The sequence below is a fragment of the Bordetella genomosp. 8 genome, assembly GCF_002119685.1.
Lineage (GTDB): Bacteria > Pseudomonadota > Gammaproteobacteria > Burkholderiales > Burkholderiaceae_B > Bordetella_C.
Window position 1 is genome coordinate 3,278,957 of the sequence record NZ_CP021108.1, and the last position, 14,675, is coordinate 3,293,631.

At 67.4% G+C, this 14,675-nt stretch carries 12 protein-coding genes; 8 read left to right on the forward strand and 4 right to left on the reverse strand.

Annotated features, from left to right (window positions below; translation table 11 throughout):
• Nucleotides 1–164: 164 nt before the first annotated feature.
• On the reverse strand, nt 165–1,361 hold the full coding sequence (locus tag CAL12_RS14940; protein ID WP_086065238.1) for a fumarylacetoacetate hydrolase family protein: 1,197 nt from the start codon (nt 1,359–1,361) through the stop codon (nt 165–167).
• 374 nt (nt 1,362–1,735) lie between these two features.
• Between CAL12_RS14940 and CAL12_RS14945 the strand changes: the two genes are divergently transcribed.
• From CAL12_RS14945 to CAL12_RS14960, 4 genes are read left to right on the forward strand one after another with little or no spacing between them, the layout of a single operon-like run.
• A complete protein-coding gene (locus CAL12_RS14945; RefSeq protein WP_086065240.1) occupies nt 1,736–2,260 on the forward strand; it encodes a Csu type fimbrial protein in 525 nt (174 codons plus the stop codon).
• Between the two features lie 20 nt (nt 2,261–2,280).
• Nucleotides 2,281–3,066 carry a fimbrial biogenesis chaperone gene (locus CAL12_RS14950; protein WP_232464527.1) on the forward strand — a complete coding sequence of 262 codons (786 nt, stop codon included), beginning with the start codon at nt 2,281–2,283 and terminating at the stop codon, nt 3,064–3,066.
• 1 nt (nt 3,067) lies between these two features.
• A complete protein-coding gene (locus CAL12_RS14955) occupies nt 3,068–5,431 on the forward strand; it encodes a fimbria/pilus outer membrane usher protein (RefSeq protein ID WP_232464529.1) in 2,364 nt (787 codons plus the stop codon).
• Entirely contained in the window at nt 5,428–6,402 is a 975-nt protein-coding gene (locus tag CAL12_RS14960) for a Csu type fimbrial protein (protein ID WP_086065241.1), read from the forward strand. Before CAL12_RS14955 ends, CAL12_RS14960 begins: the two co-directional genes overlap by 4 nt.
• A 15-nt stretch (nt 6,403–6,417) precedes the next feature.
• Here CAL12_RS14960 and CAL12_RS14965 read toward each other — a convergent pair whose 3' ends face one another.
• Nucleotides 6,418–6,747: a hypothetical protein gene (locus CAL12_RS14965; protein WP_086065242.1), complete on the reverse strand. Its 330-nt coding sequence runs from the start codon at nt 6,745–6,747 to the stop codon at nt 6,418–6,420.
• Between the two features lie 99 nt (nt 6,748–6,846).
• Complete coding sequence (locus CAL12_RS14970) at nt 6,847–7,182, reverse strand: STAS domain-containing protein (protein ID WP_086067901.1); 336 nt, start codon at nt 7,180–7,182, stop codon at nt 6,847–6,849.
• Between the two features lie 91 nt (nt 7,183–7,273).
• Between CAL12_RS14970 and CAL12_RS14975 the strand changes: the two genes are divergently transcribed.
• Nucleotides 7,274–7,735 carry an ATP-binding protein gene (locus tag CAL12_RS14975; protein ID WP_086065243.1) on the forward strand — a complete coding sequence of 154 codons (462 nt, stop codon included), beginning with the start codon at nt 7,274–7,276 and terminating at the stop codon, nt 7,733–7,735.
• 4 nt (nt 7,736–7,739) lie between these two features.
• Nucleotides 7,740–8,885 (forward strand): alanine racemase, encoded by a 1,146-nt coding sequence (gene alr, locus CAL12_RS14980; protein WP_086065244.1) that lies wholly within the window; start codon nt 7,740–7,742, stop codon nt 8,883–8,885.
• Here alr and CAL12_RS14985 read toward each other — a convergent pair.
• Nucleotides 8,839–11,319: an MFS transporter gene (locus CAL12_RS14985; protein ID WP_086065245.1), complete on the reverse strand. Its 2,481-nt coding sequence runs from the start codon at nt 11,317–11,319 to the stop codon at nt 8,839–8,841. The genes alr and CAL12_RS14985 overlap by 47 nt on opposite strands.
• Nucleotides 11,320–11,445: 126 nt before the next feature.
• Between CAL12_RS14985 and CAL12_RS14990 the strand changes: the two genes are divergently transcribed.
• A complete protein-coding gene (locus tag CAL12_RS14990) occupies nt 11,446–13,446 on the forward strand; it encodes a SpoIIE family protein phosphatase (protein ID WP_086065246.1) in 2,001 nt (666 codons plus the stop codon).
• Nucleotides 13,443–14,639 (forward strand): ABC transporter substrate-binding protein, encoded by a 1,197-nt coding sequence (locus CAL12_RS14995; RefSeq protein ID WP_232464530.1) that lies wholly within the window; start codon nt 13,443–13,445, stop codon nt 14,637–14,639. The genes CAL12_RS14990 and CAL12_RS14995 overlap by 4 nt, the downstream gene beginning before the upstream one ends.
• The last annotated feature ends 36 nt before the right edge of the window (nt 14,640–14,675 follow it).

The following is a 14,675-nucleotide window of genomic DNA, read 5'->3' on the forward strand; positions in this document are numbered from 1 at the left end:
TACGTCTGCCGGCTGCATCCAAAAACGCGGAAAATTCCGCGCGCTGCCAGCAAACACCATGCCCCGTAAGGGCATGTTTTTATTCAGGTTTCAGTCAGGGCGCGAGCAGCGCCTGTCCGCGGCTGCAGCGGCTGTCTCGAACGACGCGCCGGCCGCGGTCGCGCCTAGCGCAGCAATCCTCGCCGCGCCAGGTTGGCGTACAGCGCGCGCACGCCGAACGTCCAGGGTGGGATCTCAGTGCATTTCTCAACGGTGTTGAGCAGCTTGCCCAGGCCGGGGGATGCAATCGTGACGCGATCCCCCGACTTGTGGGTGAAGCCGCTGCCCGGGGTGCCCCGATCCTGGATGGGAGAAAACATGGTACCCAGGAACAGCATCAGGCCATCCGGATACTGGTGATGCCGGCCGTAGGTCTGCGCCACGAGTTCCAGGGGATCGCGGCTGATCTCGCGCATGTGGCTGACGCCGTTCAGCACGAAGCCGTCGTCGCGCCCTTCGATCAGCAGCGACACGCTGTCGTCGCGCACGTCGTCGATGCCATAGTGCGCATCGAACAGCCGGATGAACGGCCCGATGGCGCAGGACCCGTTGTTGTCCTTGGCCTTGCCCAGCAGCAAGGCGCTGCGGCCTTCGATGTCGCGCAGGTTGACGTCGTTGCCCAGCGCCGCGCCCACGGTTTCGCCGCGGCTGTTCACCGCCAGCACGATTTCCGGTTCGGGATTGTTCCACTCGGAGGCCGGCAGCAACCCGACTTCGGCGCCAAAACCCACCGCCGACATGGGCTGCGATTTGGAAAACACTTCGGCGTCGACGCCGATACCGACTTCCATGTACTGCGACCAGGCCCCCTTGGCGATCAAGGTTTCCTTCAGGCGCAGCGCCCCTTCCGAGCCGGGCTTGATGGCGCGCAGGTCGGTGCCCAGGGTTTCCTGCAGGTTCGCGCGCATGGCCTGCGCGGCGCCCGGGTCGCCGCCCGCGCGCTCTTCGATCAGCCGTTCCAGCAGGCTGACCGCGAAGGTGACGCCGCAGGCCTTGATCGCCTGCACGTCGCAGGGCGCCAGCAAGGTCATGGCCGACGGCGACGCGGCGGCGTCCCCGCCGCCGTGGCGGATGCTGGCCTGCAGCAACGGGCCGACCGGCCCCAGGGATTCGCCGGGCGCCGAGCGGGCGACGTCGGCCGGATCCGGATGATCCAGCAGGTCGGCCATGGTGGGCACCGTCGCCGTGATATCGAATACCAGCCCGTTGCGCACGGCCACGATGCTGGGGCCGTCGATCGGCGCGGGGCGCCAGACCCTGCCCACCAGGGTGGCACGGGCCGCATCATGCGGCAGGAAGTCCTGGCTGTTTTCGCTGGTCATATTGGTTTTTCTCCTCCTGACATAAGTCGCCGAAGCTTATCGGCTAGGGTGCCTGGATGTCCATGGAGGATCCCACCGCGCGAAAGCATAATGCGGTCGTAATGCAGAGCAGGCATCTGCAATAGTATGCAATCAAGTACAATCTCAATTTGTAAACGGTCGCCCACATGCCCCGTCTAGAACCGTAATTTGTAGTTTCACTGTGAGCTGTTTAGTGTCGATTCGGCAGCAATTTGTTGTGAATTGCGGCACTGGTCGGTGACAAATTACGGATCAGGCGACCCGCCTTCATACCGATCCAGGGCGCCGGCAGCCGCGAGACCAGCCAAACAAGGCGAACTGGCGCGGCGCGTATCCACCGCCTGGAGACAGCCATGAAGCCCGTGCGCAAAGCCGCGATCGTCCTGGTCGCCTGCCTCTATTCCGCCGTTCCGGCCGCGAGCTTCGCCGCCGTCTACACCAACGGTACCGCCACGGCGAATTTCGCGGTCACGCTGACCATCGCGGCGAATTGCACCATTGCAGCGACGCCCTTGAATTTCGGCTCCACCGGCGTGCTGGCTGCCGCGGTCAACCAGACCACCACGCTCAGCGTCACCTGTACCAACACCACGCCCTACAACATCGGCCTCGATGCCGGCACGGTGACCGGATCCTCGGTGGCTGCCCGCCTGCTGGCCGGCACCCGGACCGGCAATACCGCCACCACGGTGGGCTTTCAGCTGTACCAGAATGCCGGGCGCACGACGGTCTGGGGCAATACGCAAAGCACCGACACGGTGGCCGGCACAGGGACTGGAACGGCGCAGACGCTGACCGTCTATGGCCAGGTGCCGGCGCAGGCAACGCCGGCGCCGGATACCTACCAGACGACAGTGACCGCGACGGTGTACTTCTAGGCCGCCCCGCGATGCGGCCCATGTCCGGTTTCGCTTCCGACGGTTTTTCCGCCACCCGTCCGACCACCCTGCGCTCGCGAACGAACTGGCCACGGATCGCCTGCATGATGCTGGCTTGCCTGCTGCCGGCAGCCATACCGGTCCGCGCGGCGAACCTGCAGATATCGCCCATCACGGTCAGCCTGGGACCGGACGAGACGGCCACCGCGCTCACGCTCGTCAATGAAGGCGACCAGCCGCTGTACGGGCAGGTACGGGCTTTCGACTGGGACCAGGCCGACGGGGAGGACGTGCTCACGCCGGCGCGCGACCTGATCGCCAGCCCCCCGCTGATCGAAATCGCGCCTCGCGCTCAGCAGATCATCCGGCTGTTGCGCACCGCGACGGGGCCGGTCGCCTCGGAACACTCGTATCGCGTGCTGGTCGACGAAATAGCGCCGCCGGACCAGGCGCAGGCCAGCGGCGTCACGGTCCGGCTGCGCTACTCGATTCCGGTCTTCGTCGGCAGCACCGCCGACGGGCAGCCGGCGCTGACGTGGTCGCTGCGCAAGCAGGCCGGCGGATGGTCGCTCGAGGCCGTCAATAGCGGCACGCGGCGGGCACAGATCAGCGCGGTGCAATTGCGCAGCGGCGGCCGCACGTACGACATCAACAATGGTTTGCTGGGCTATGCATTGGCTGGGCGAGCGCGCCGCTGGAACCTGCCGCTGGATGGCGGCGCCGCACTCTCCAGCCCCGTGCAGTTGCGCGCGCGCGTCAATGCCAACCCGGTGGAAGCCAGCGTAAACACAACATCCGCGCGCTGACGTGTCGGCCCGGCTCCTGCCCGCGCCCAGCTTACGCGTCGCCGCGCGCTGGTCGTCGGGCCGATGGCTGCCCTGCCTTCTGGGCATCATCTGCCTGATGCCATGCATCCCGGCGAGCGCCCAATCGCCGTCCTCGCCGGCGGCACACGAGGTCTATCTTTCCGTGAATATCAACGGCCAGGCCACCACGCTCATATCGCGTTTTCGCGAGCTGAACGGCCGCCTGTTCATCAGTCCGGAGGACCTGGGCAGCCTGGGCCTGCTGACCGGCTCGGCGACGGCGCCGCGCGACCGCGACATCGCGCTGGACGCGATCGCGGGACTGCGCTATCGGTACAACCCGGGACAACAGACCGTGGACATCCAGGCCCCGAATAGCCTGCTGAAGGCCTACAGCCTGGACACTCGCGGACTGGAGCCCGCCGCGCCGGCGGCGTCCGGCCGCGGGCTGCTGCTCAACTACGACGCCTACGGCCAGACCGGCACCAACGACAGTCTGGCTGTGTGGAGCGAAGAGCGCTACTTCGACCCGCGCGGCGTCCTGAGCAACACGGGCATCGCCTACCTGTACGGCCCGTATCGCGACTACGTCCGCTACGACACCTCGTGGTCCCATTCGGACCCGGCCACGCTGCGCACCACCCAGCTCGGCGACACCATATCGTCATCGTTACCCTGGTCTCGCTCGGTGCGCATGGGCGGCCTGCAGTGGAGGCGGAATTTCGGCCTGCGGCCCGACCTGGTCACCTTCCCGCTGCCCGCGCTGAGCGGCACGGCCGTGGTGCCTTCGGCCATCGACGTCTACATCAACAACGTCCGCCAGTATTCCGGCAACGTGCCAGGCGGCCCCTTCGTGGTGAACAACGTGCCGGGCATCACCGGGGCCGGCGTGGCCAGCATCGTCACCCGCGACGCCCTGGGTCGTCCGGTATCGACATCGCTGCCGATCTACATCGATTCGCGCCTGTTGGCGCAAGGCCTGTCCAGCTATTCCGCGGAAGCAGGATTCCTGCGCCGCGATTACGGCCTGCGTTCCTTCGACTACGACAGCTCGCCAGCGGGTAGCCTGTCGGGACGCTACGGCGTGAGCGATGCATTGACCGTCGAAGGCCACGCCGAAACGACGCCAGGCGTGTACAACGCCGGCGCGGGTGCATTGATCCGCCTGGGCACGGACGGGGTGGTGGATGGTTCGCTTTCCGTCAGCGCGGGCCGCCAGGACGGCGCACAGGCCGGCATAGGCTACCAGTACATCCGGCCGGATTTTTCCTTCGACATCCGCACGCTGCGCAAGATCGGGAATTACGGCGACCTCGCGTCCAGCGACGGCACGCCCACGCCCGACGTCGATGACCGCATCACGTTCTCGATCCCGATCGGCAAGCGGCAGACGGTTTCGCTGAGTTATATCGGCCTGGGCTATCCCGGCGTGAGCAAGTCCGACATAGGATCGATCTCGTATGCGGTGAACCTGGGCAACCAGGTCACGTTCAATGTGAACGCCTTCCAGGATTTCAGCGACTCCACGAATACGGGCGTATTCCTGAGCCTGAGCATCGGCTTGGGCGACAACACGGTGGCCAGCCTGAATGCCGGCGAACAGAACGGCCGTTCGACCTATACCGCCGGCGCCGTGCGCACGCCCGACTACGGCGGCGGCTGGGGCTGGGGCGCGCAAGCCGGCAGTACCGGCGCCATCGATTACCAGCAAGGCTGGGCGCAATATCTGGGCCGCTACGGACAGGTCACGGCGACCGCGCAAAACCTGGACGGCCGCAGCGATGCATCGCTGGACCTGAACGGCGGGATCGTCCTGATGGGCGGCCATGTGGAGGCATCGCGCCAGATCTATGACGGCTTCGCGCTCGTTTCCACCGATGGCATCGGCGGCGTACCCGTCTTGAGCCAGAACCGCGTGATCGGCGCCACCGGCAGCGACGGCTACCTGCTGGTGCCCAATCTCAATGCCTATCAGAACAACCAGATCGCCATCGACAGCCTCAAGCTGCCGCCCGACACACGCGTGGAAGCCACCGAAATGGACGTGGTGCCCCAGGCGTATTCGGGCGTCACCGCCAGATTCGCGCTGAGCCGCTATGCGGCCGCGTCCATCGTGCTGCGTGATCAGGACGGCAAGGCGCTACCGGTCGGCACGCGCGTGCATCACGAGCCGAGCGGCAAGGACACCATCGTAGGTTATGACGGCATCACCTTCGTCGACCACCTGCGAGCCGACAACCGCCTGCGGCTACAAGGCAGGCAATTCCAATGCGACGTGGATTTCACGTACCGCCGCCCTGCCGATGGCTCGCTGCCCACCATCGGCCCGCTGACCTGCGTCCGGCGTCCGAGGGTGTCGCCATGAGCCGCCTGGCCTTCCTGCTAAGCGCAATCGTGGCGCTCTACATATGGAGCACGCCGGCCGACGCGCAGACGTGCTCGGCAGCGATGACGCCCATCACGTTTCCGGCCGTCAGCCCCATACGCGGCGCGCCTGTCAGCACCACCGCCACCCTCACGGTGACGTGCAACTGGACCGTGGTGAGCCTGGTCCCCAACGCGCTGGTATGCGTCAACCTGGGCACCGGCAGCGCATCGATCAGCCAGAATCCGCGCACCTTGGGCAATGGCGGCAATCGCCTGCAATACCGCGTGGCAGGCAACACCGCCTATAGTCCACTGTGGGGCTCGACGGCGACTTCCACGACGCCGATCTCGGTGACGCTCGCCAAGCCGGCGCTGGGTACCAGCGCCTCGGCGAACGTGACGGTGAACGCGCAGGTGTTGGGCAACCAGTTCACGGTGCCCACCGTGAACAACGCCACCACCGCCTACACCGAGAGCTTCGGCGGCGTGGCGACGGTGAACTACGGTTATTACCTGCTGGGCGCGCCGACTTGCGCGTCCCTGGCCGCGGGCGGCACGTTCACCCCGACGATCACCGCCAACGTCATCAACGACTGCACGATATCCGCCACGCCGATGAATTTCGGCACGCAAGGTCTCCTGAACCGGCAAGTCGACGCGGTCAGCACGCTCAACGTGCAATGCACGAACAGCGATGCGTACCGGATCGCCTTGAACGGCGGCTACAACGGCACGGTCACCAACCGCCGCATGCTGCGAGCGGGCGGCACGCAGACGGTGGGCTATCAGCTCTACACGGACAGCAGCCGTTCGATTCCGTGGGGTGACGGGACGGCGGGCACGGCCATGTTCGAAAACACCGGTACGGGCGCGAGCCAATCCGTGACGGTGTACGGACGCGTCCAGGCGCAGACGGATCCGGTGCCGGGCGCCTATGCGGATACCGTCACCGCCACCGTGTACTTCTGAAGCGGGCGCCGCCGGTCAGAACGTGACAACCCAGAATTGTCGCCTGGCGTTCGGAATGGCGGGCGCCGGGCCGCTTTCGCTTCCGGTATCCGCGGCGGCGATCACGGGCGCATCGTCGACGAGCAGGACGTTCGCGGGCTCACCGTGCAGGCAGGAAACGCTGGGCGTCGCCGCGGCGGAAAACTCGGCCGCGCTGCGCACGTTGCACTGGGTCGATATGGTGAATTGCACCGACATGCTCGCCAACGTGGTCGCACCGGCGCCGACCAGCACGCCCGCGCCGAGGCCGAACAGGAAGATGCCCGCGGCGAGGCGGCGCGCGAGGAACTGCATCAGGGCGGACATGGGGCGGGGGTAGCTGCGCTGTTTGCTGGGCGGGCCGCCATTATCTCAGAATACTTCTGTTACATGTTGCCGTGACAGATGCGTGTCGGTCGGCGCCCGCTAGGCCATCAGGTCCAACGCGTCGTCGCGCGCGTCGACCACGGTCAATATGGACAGGAAGCCGCTGATGTCGAAAACCTCGCGCACGTGCGGCTGGATGCTGCACAGCGCCAGCGCCCCGCCCTTCTGCTTCAGCCGCTTGGCGGCCAGCAGCATGACGCGCAGGCCGGCGCTGGAGATGTAATCCAGGCTGGACAGGTCCAGCACCACCTTGTTTTCGCCGTTGTCGATCTGGCGCAGCAACTCCGATTCGACCGACGCGGCGTTGGCGCTATTGAGCTGGCCCTGCGGCGACACCACGAGCGCGGGACCGACCTTTTCGATTGCGAGAGTCATGGGTTGCACTTCCTGGATGGATAATCGCGATATTGGCGCCGCGCGCCGCATGCCGCCCGGATCATGCGAAATCATACTATTGCTCATTGCCATGGCTGAAGCTTCCGATACGCTGCGGCTCGTGCCCGGCCACGATTCCGTCGGGCCCGCCATGCAATGGCTGGAGGCGATCGCCGACCGCGAGTCCTGGCCCGCCCGCAGCCGGTTCGCGTTGACGCTCGGCATGGACGAAGCCCTGACCAATGTGCTGTCGTACGCCTTCGGCGCGACCGAGGCCGACGCCGCGAGCACCCCGACGGATGCGGCGGCCGCCGCCGCGCCTGCGGTGGTGCTGGCCTACCGCCGCCTGGGCGACGACCTGTACCTGGAGATCGCCGACAACGGCCGGCCCTACGATCCGACGGCGTGGTCGCCGGCCCCGCTGGCCCGGACGCTGGACGAAGCCATGCCCGGCGGCCAGGGCGTGCGGCTCATGCGCCACTACCTGAAAGACCTGCGCTACCGGCGCGACGATGGCTGGAACCGGCTGACGCTGGTCGCCAGCCACGGCTAGCGCCATGGACGGCAACGCCATCGGTTTGCGCGTGCATGCCCGGGTGGACGCCGCCGCGGTCGCCCACAACCTGGCCGCGCTGCGCGCGCGGCTGGGACCGGCATCGGCGGCACGCATCTGGGCCACAGTCAAGGCCGACGCCTACGGCCACGGATTGCATCGTGTACTGCCCGGCCTGGCAGGCGCCGACGGCCTCGCCGTCAGCCAACTGGCCGATGCGCGCGCCTGCCGCGCCGCCGGCTGGAACGGCCCGCTGCTGGTTCTCGGCGGGCTGCTGGACGCGGAGGAAGCGCAACGCCTGGCATTGCCGGACCTGCACCTGGCCCTGTCGCACGACAGGCCCATCGACTGGCTGGGCGACGCCCCTTCCCGCGCCGCGCCACCCTGGATCTGGCTGCGCTACGCGGGCGATATCGGCTACACCGGCTTCGACGACGCCGGATATGCCGAGGCCTACCGACGCTGCACGGTACTGGCGCGCCAGGGCCGCATCGCGGGCATCGCCCATTTGAACCACTACGGCCGCGCGGAACAACCCGATGGCATCGCGCAGGCCGACGCGCGCTTCCAGGCCTTGATACGCGATCTGCCGGGCCCGCGCAGCTTCTGCAATTCGGCGGCGCTGCTGCGCCATCCCGACGCCGCGCGATCGACGGATTGGGTCCGGCCGGGCATCGCCTTGTATGGCGCCAGCCCGCTGCCCGATATCGATGGACCGGCGCTGGGACTGCGACCGGCGATGTCGCTGCATACACGCATCATCGGTATCCGCGACGTCGCCAAGGGAGAGCGGCTCGGCTACAACGGGTCCATCGTCGCGGCCGCGCCCATGCGCGTGGGCATGGTGGCCAGCGGCTATGGCGACGGCTATCCGCGCCGCACGCCCGCGGGAACGCCGGTGTTGGTCGACGGGCATATCGCCCCCACGCTGGGCGCGGTGACGATGGACCTGATCCCGGTGGACCTGACCGGCCTGCCGCCGGTGGCCATCGGCGCGCCCGTCGTGCTGTGGGGCACGCCGGAGCTGCCGGTGGAAAAAGTGGCGCGGCACATGGGGACCATCGCGGCGGAACTGCTGACGTCGCTGACGCCGCGCGTGCCCGTCATACCGGTGCCCATGGCCGGGCCGGACGACCTGGAGCAAAAATGAAAAAGACCATGGTTGCCGCCAGATACACCACACCGGTAATGGCCAGGCTGGCGCCCATGCCGGCGGTGCCGAACAGCGCCCCCACCATCAGCGGACCGGCCATCTGCCCCAGCTTGTCGGCCGCGCGCATGACGCTGGTCGCGCCGGCGGCGCCATAATCCTGGACGTCGGGCAGCGCCAGCATGTACGGCGACTGCGAAGCGCCGGCAAAACAGCTGGCCAGCGCCAGCAACAACACGGCCAGCGCCGCGGCCGGCAGGCCGCTGTTGAAGTACAGCCCCAGCATGCCGACGCTGCCGATCAGGCCGCCGAGCACGATCCAGCCTTTCTTCGACGGCGACCGGTCGACCAGGCGGCCCATCATAGGCCCGATGTAGATGACGCATAAGCCGTAGATCATCAGCACCCGGCCGATGCTTGATGCCGCCACGCCGGCGGCCTCCAGGTAGAGCGGCAACGCGAAGGACAGCAGGCCGACCTGCGCGATGGAAAACGGAATGACGCTGCCCAGGAGCAGCAGGCCGAAATCGCGCGTGAAGACCAGCCGCGCGGCGCGCGCCAAGGGCCGGGGCGGGTCCGCCCGGACCGTCAGGGGAGCGCGCTGCATATACGGCCGCATCAGGACCAGGATACCCAGGACCGGCACCATCATCATCACGGCACTGATGCCGAACACCAGCCGGAAACCCAGCTGTTCCATCAGCATGGCGCCAACCGCGGCGCCGGTCAGGTGCCCGGCGAACAATCCCGCGATCACGCTGGTCATATTGCGTCCGCGGTACATCGGGCTGCTGCGTGTCACGATGAAACCTTGCAGTCCCATCCAGGCCAATCCGTAGCCCAGCCCGACCAGCCCGCGCGCGGCGGCGAACATCGGCAGATTGGCCGCCAGCGCGCAGGCCAGCATGCCGGCGAAGGACACGCCCAGCCCGATAAGGACCGGCACTTGCCAGCCCTTGCGATCGGTCAGGCGGCCCGCCAGCAAGGCCGTCAACAGGCCGCAACCCATCTCCACCGAAATCGGCAGTGCCAGCAGCAGATTGGCGGGCAGCGCCAGGCCGCCCGTGGGCAGGCTGCGGGCGTAGAGCGGCAGGAACCCCAAGGGCATGGCCCAGGCGAACAGGAAGCCGAACATGACCGGCCGGGCGATGCGGCCGATGTCGGAGGTATTCCGCAAGCCCGCCGGCGCGGCGTCCTCGCCTGGCATGCGGAAGCCGCGATTCAGCAGCAGCGACAGCAGCAACAGCATTTCCACCGCCGCGACCAGCGCGACCGCGACGACGGTCACCGCATCCAGCATGCGGCTGCGCACGCCACGCGCCAGCACATCCTCGGACAGCCTGACCACCAGGCTGCCTTGCGCTTGCGGACGCGAGGCGCCCCGCCCCAGCGGCAGCACCAGCGTCAGGTCATCGGCAACCGCCTTCGACGGCGCGTCGGCCGCCGGCAGGCTGCCGCGGGCATCGGCGCGATTGAGCGTGCGGCCGTCGGCGGCGACCAGGTCGATCTCGCGTATCGCGGGAAAGGTCGCGGCGAGCCGCTGGAACGGCGCTTCGATGCCACGCAGCTTGTCCAGGTCGATGCCGTAGCCAAGGATGCGATCCAGGTCGTGTTGCAGGCCTTCGGCCAGGACGGCGACGTTGCCGCGCGTGACGCTCAGCCAGCCTGTCCGGAAGGCGTTCACGGTATAGGCGGCATAGATGCCCTGCGCCAGTACCAGCGCGACCAGCGGTACGACGAAACGCGACCGGCCGCCCGCCACCAGGGTGTTGAGCGGAACGACGTAGCGGAAGACGGCTGCCAGCGCCAAGCCCACCGCGGCTGTCACGGCCAGCAGCACGGCCAGGTTGCGCAGCAGGATGGCATGCGCGGCGGCGCTGTCGCGCTTGGCGGACACCACCAGCGCGCCTGACGTATCGCCGCCCGTCGTGTCGGCGCCCGCCGCGCCGTCGCCCCGCAAACGCACCGCGACGGTGAGCGTACCGTCGGCCGTACTCATCAATGCGCCGGAAGGCCGCCGCGCGACGCCCTCCGGCAAAGCCAGGGACGAAGGTTGGAACAAGGCGCGGGCGAGCGCCGCCGCGCCGGCCGGCTCGCCCACCGCCGCGACCCCGTCGCCATCCGGCAGCCACACCCCCACGCCGACGATGTCGCCGGCATCGTGAGTGCCCTCGCTGAGCAACTGCCGCAAGCCGAAGAACTGCGCCAGCGGCTTGCCCAGACGCAAGCCGTTTTCGATATTGCCGGCAATCTGTTGCGCGGCAACTTCGACCCGGTCGGCCGTGGTATCCGCGATCAGCCGATTCAGGGCGGACAGGCTCAAGGCGCCTATCAGCGCTTGCGCCAGCAGCAACACGGCCAGGCAGGCCAGCGTGACTTCCAGTACGGGGTGACGACGCAGGCCGTCCAAAACACGCTGCAGCGGCTCGCGCATCGATGATTCCCAAGGCCAATAACGGCACGCAAAACTGACACACACAACGCGTTGAATCTTATTTACACTTGTCGAGTTTTGCATCAGTTTTTTGGGGTGCAATCACAATCTTTCCACCGGCGCCCCATGTTCTCGCGTTCCCTGCGCAGCAAGATCTTCCTACTGGTCGTCGCGATCCTGCTGGTGGTGGCGGCCTTCATCATGCTGACCAGCCGGCGCGACGTCACGCGTACGGTATCCGCCAGCGAGCAGCATGCGGTCAGCAACATCATGGACCTGATCCAGCGCGACATCGAAGCGCGCTGGTCCGCCCTGCTCGACGATAAGGTCAGCATGGTGCGCAACGGTCGCCGCCAGTTGCTGCAAACCGGCAACATCGTGGCCTCGGTGCTGGCCGGCTACGCCGACATGGCGGATCGCGGCGTGGTCGGCCTGGGCGCGGCCAAGGGCATGGCGCGCGCCTGGGTCAACCACCTGAACCTGGGCCAGCGCAGCTACGCCTTCATCTATGACGCCCAAGGGCAAGTCCTGGCCAGCGGCAATCCGTCCATGATCGATGGCGACCTGTCCGGCATCACGGATTTCAAGGGCCGCCCGCTGGCCAGCGCGCTTTACGAGGAAAGCCACACGTCCGGCTACGGTTTCGCCATTTACCGATGGCCGGCCGGCGCGCAGGAGGCCGAGCCGCGCTATGCCTATTTTGCGTACTTCCGCCCATGGGACTGGGTCATCGCGATCAGCGACAGCGTGCAGGACGTCATCGAACAGGTCGATACCCGCCGCGAGCAGATGCGTAGCGCCCTGCGCGATACCCTGTCGCGCCTGACGCTGGCACGCTCCGGTTTCGTTTTCATTACCGCGGACGACGATGAAACCGTTGTGCCGCCGCCGGCGCGCGCCGCCGGGCTGCTCGATACACGCGACATCGGCAGCGGCAAGACCCTGCGCGAGCTGCTGCGCGGGGTGACGGCCACCGAGGCCACGCAGGTCATCGCCTTCGATGCCGGCCGCGATGCGCAGCACATCGAAGCCCTGCGCTTCAAGCCGCTGGGCTGGACGGTGGTCGCGGTGGTGCCCGAACGCGACTTCGCCGCGCCGGCGACGGCCGTGCTGAACCGGCAGGCCATGATCTTCGGCCTGACGCTGTTGCTGGCGCTGCTGTGCGCGTGGCCGGTGGCGGCGCACATCGTGCGCCCTTTGCGCACGCTGACGCGCTATGCGCGCGAATTGCCCAGGCAGGACCTGACCGCGCCTTCGGCGGTACCAGCGCATATCGCCGACCTGCCCCGGCGGTACCACGACGAAACGGGCCGCCTGGCCGCGTCTTTCCTGTTCATGGACAAGCGCCTGCGCGAAAACGTCACGCGCCTGATGCAGGAAACCACTGCCCGCGAACGTTTCGAAAGCGAACTGAACATCGCACGCGCCATCCAGCTGGGCCTGCTGCCCGTGCCGCTGCAGACCGAGGTGCTGGAGCGCGCCGACCTGTATGCCGTCATGCAGCCAGCCAAGGAGGTCGGCGGCGACCTCTACGACTATTTCCTGCTGCCGAATGGCAAGCTGTGCCTGGCGATCGGCGATGTGTCCGACAAGGGTGTGCCGGCCGCGCTGTTCATGGCGGTGACCCGCACGCTGATCCGCGCCACCGCGGAAGACGAGACCGATCCCGCCGCCATCATGGCGCGCGTCAACAATCGCCTATCTGAGAACAATCCCAACCTGATGTTCGTGACGCTGCTGCTGGGCGTCCTGGATTTGGACACCGGCGAGCTGCAGTGGGCCAATGCGGGGCATCCGCCGCCGGTACTGGTCGGTGCCGACGGCACCGTCCGCCTGCTGGAAGGCCGCAGCGGTCCGGCGTGCGGCGTCCAGGAAGACCTCCAATATCGCACCCTGACGGCGCAATTGGACGACGGTGAAACGCTGGTCGGCTATACCGACGGCGTCACCGATGCGACCAACGCGCTGGGCGGCCACTATGGCGCCGAGCGCATGATCAACACGCTGGCCCGCCCGGGCGCCGACGCCGCCCGCCTGACCGAACGCCTGCTGGACGACATCCACGCTTTTGCGAAAAACGTCGAGCAGACCGATGACATCACCCTGATCGTGATACGCCGTCCATGATGAAACGCCTGCTCTGCCTGATGATGTCCTGGGTGCTGGCCCAAGCCGTCGGCGCCCAGCCCGCCACGTCTCCGACGCCCGTGCCATCCCCGGCCGCGGCCACGCCGTCGGCGAAGGCGGCGGCGCAGGTCTTCCCGACCACGCTGAAGCCGCGTGCGGACGGCCGCAAGTGGCGCCTGGGCTATTTCGAAAGCGGCGACTACAGCGAATACCCGCGCACCTTGCGCGTGATCGTCGCCGGCCTGCAGCAATTGGGCTGGATGACGGTCCCGGCCATACCGGAAGGCCTGAGCGGCCACCAGATCTGGCAGTTCCTGGCCGACCATGCGCGCAGCGACGTGCTGGAATTCGTCCCCGACGCCTGGTGGCAGCCCGGCAACTTCGACGCCAGCAAGCGCCCCGCCGTGCGGCAGGCCATCCAGGACCGTCTCCGGCAACGCGGCGATATCGACCTGATCATCGCCATGGGCACGCTGGCCGGCCAGGACATGGCGACGCTGGGTGCTCCCGTGCCGACCGTGGTGGCATCGACCAGCGACGCCGTCGGCGCGCACATCGTCAAGAGTGCGCAGGACAGCGGCCTGGACAATCTGCACGCACGCGTGCAGCCCGAACGCTACCAGCGCCAGGTCAGGCTGTTCCATGACATCGTGCCCTTCAAGACCCTGGGCCTGGTGTACGACGACAGCCCGGAAGGCCGAACCTACGCCGCCGTCGATGCCGTCGAACAGGTGGCGCGCGAGCTGCACTTCACGGTGCGCGGCTGCAATGCGCGCGCCAACGGCATCCCGCAGGAAGAAGCCACGCGCAATGCGCTGGCCTGCTATCGCGAAGTCGCGCCGCAGGTGGACGCGGTCTACGTGACGGTACACCGCGGCATCACGCCCGACAGCGTGGCCGACGTCGCGCGGATACTGCGCCAGGCCAAGGTGCCCAGTTTTTCCATGCTCGGGTCCGAGGAAGTCAGGAAAGGCATCCTGATGAGCCTGGCCCAGGCGGATTATTCATACGTCGGCCTGTTCTATGCCGAGACCATCGCGCGCATCTTCAATGGCGCGCGGCCGCGGCAGTTGAACCAGATATGGATAGACCCGGCGAAGATCGCGCTGAACCTGGAGACCGCGCGCATCATCGGCTTCGATCCGCCTGTCGATATCCTGCTGGCGGCCGACGAGGTCTACGAGGGTCGCTGAAGCTGAACGGGCGGGCCCGGCATCCAGTCTCAGGCA

Coding starts and splice junctions, on each gene's coding strand:
- CAL12_RS14960 (WP_086065241.1), top strand. CDS start 5,428: ATGAGCCGCCTGGCCTTCCTGCTAAGCGCAATCGTGGCGCTCTACATA.
- CAL12_RS14965 (WP_086065242.1), bottom strand. CDS start 6,747: ATGTCCGCCCTGATGCAGTTCCTCGCGCGCCGCCTCGCCGCGGGCATC.
- CAL12_RS14945 (WP_086065240.1), top strand. CDS start 1,736: ATGAAGCCCGTGCGCAAAGCCGCGATCGTCCTGGTCGCCTGCCTCTAT.
- CAL12_RS14975 (WP_086065243.1), top strand. CDS start 7,274: ATGGCTGAAGCTTCCGATACGCTGCGGCTCGTGCCCGGCCACGATTCC.
- CAL12_RS14950 (WP_232464527.1), top strand. CDS start 2,281: ATGTCCGGTTTCGCTTCCGACGGTTTTTCCGCCACCCGTCCGACCACC.
- CAL12_RS14995 (WP_232464530.1), top strand. CDS start 13,443: ATGATGAAACGCCTGCTCTGCCTGATGATGTCCTGGGTGCTGGCCCAA.
- CAL12_RS14990 (WP_086065246.1), top strand. CDS start 11,446: ATGTTCTCGCGTTCCCTGCGCAGCAAGATCTTCCTACTGGTCGTCGCG.
- CAL12_RS14985 (WP_086065245.1), bottom strand. CDS start 11,319: ATGCGCGAGCCGCTGCAGCGTGTTTTGGACGGCCTGCGTCGTCACCCC.
- alr (WP_086065244.1), top strand. CDS start 7,740: ATGGACGGCAACGCCATCGGTTTGCGCGTGCATGCCCGGGTGGACGCC.
- CAL12_RS14970 (WP_086067901.1), bottom strand. CDS start 7,182: ATGACTCTCGCAATCGAAAAGGTCGGTCCCGCGCTCGTGGTGTCGCCG.
- CAL12_RS14940 (WP_086065238.1), bottom strand. CDS start 1,361: ATGACCAGCGAAAACAGCCAGGACTTCCTGCCGCATGATGCGGCCCGT.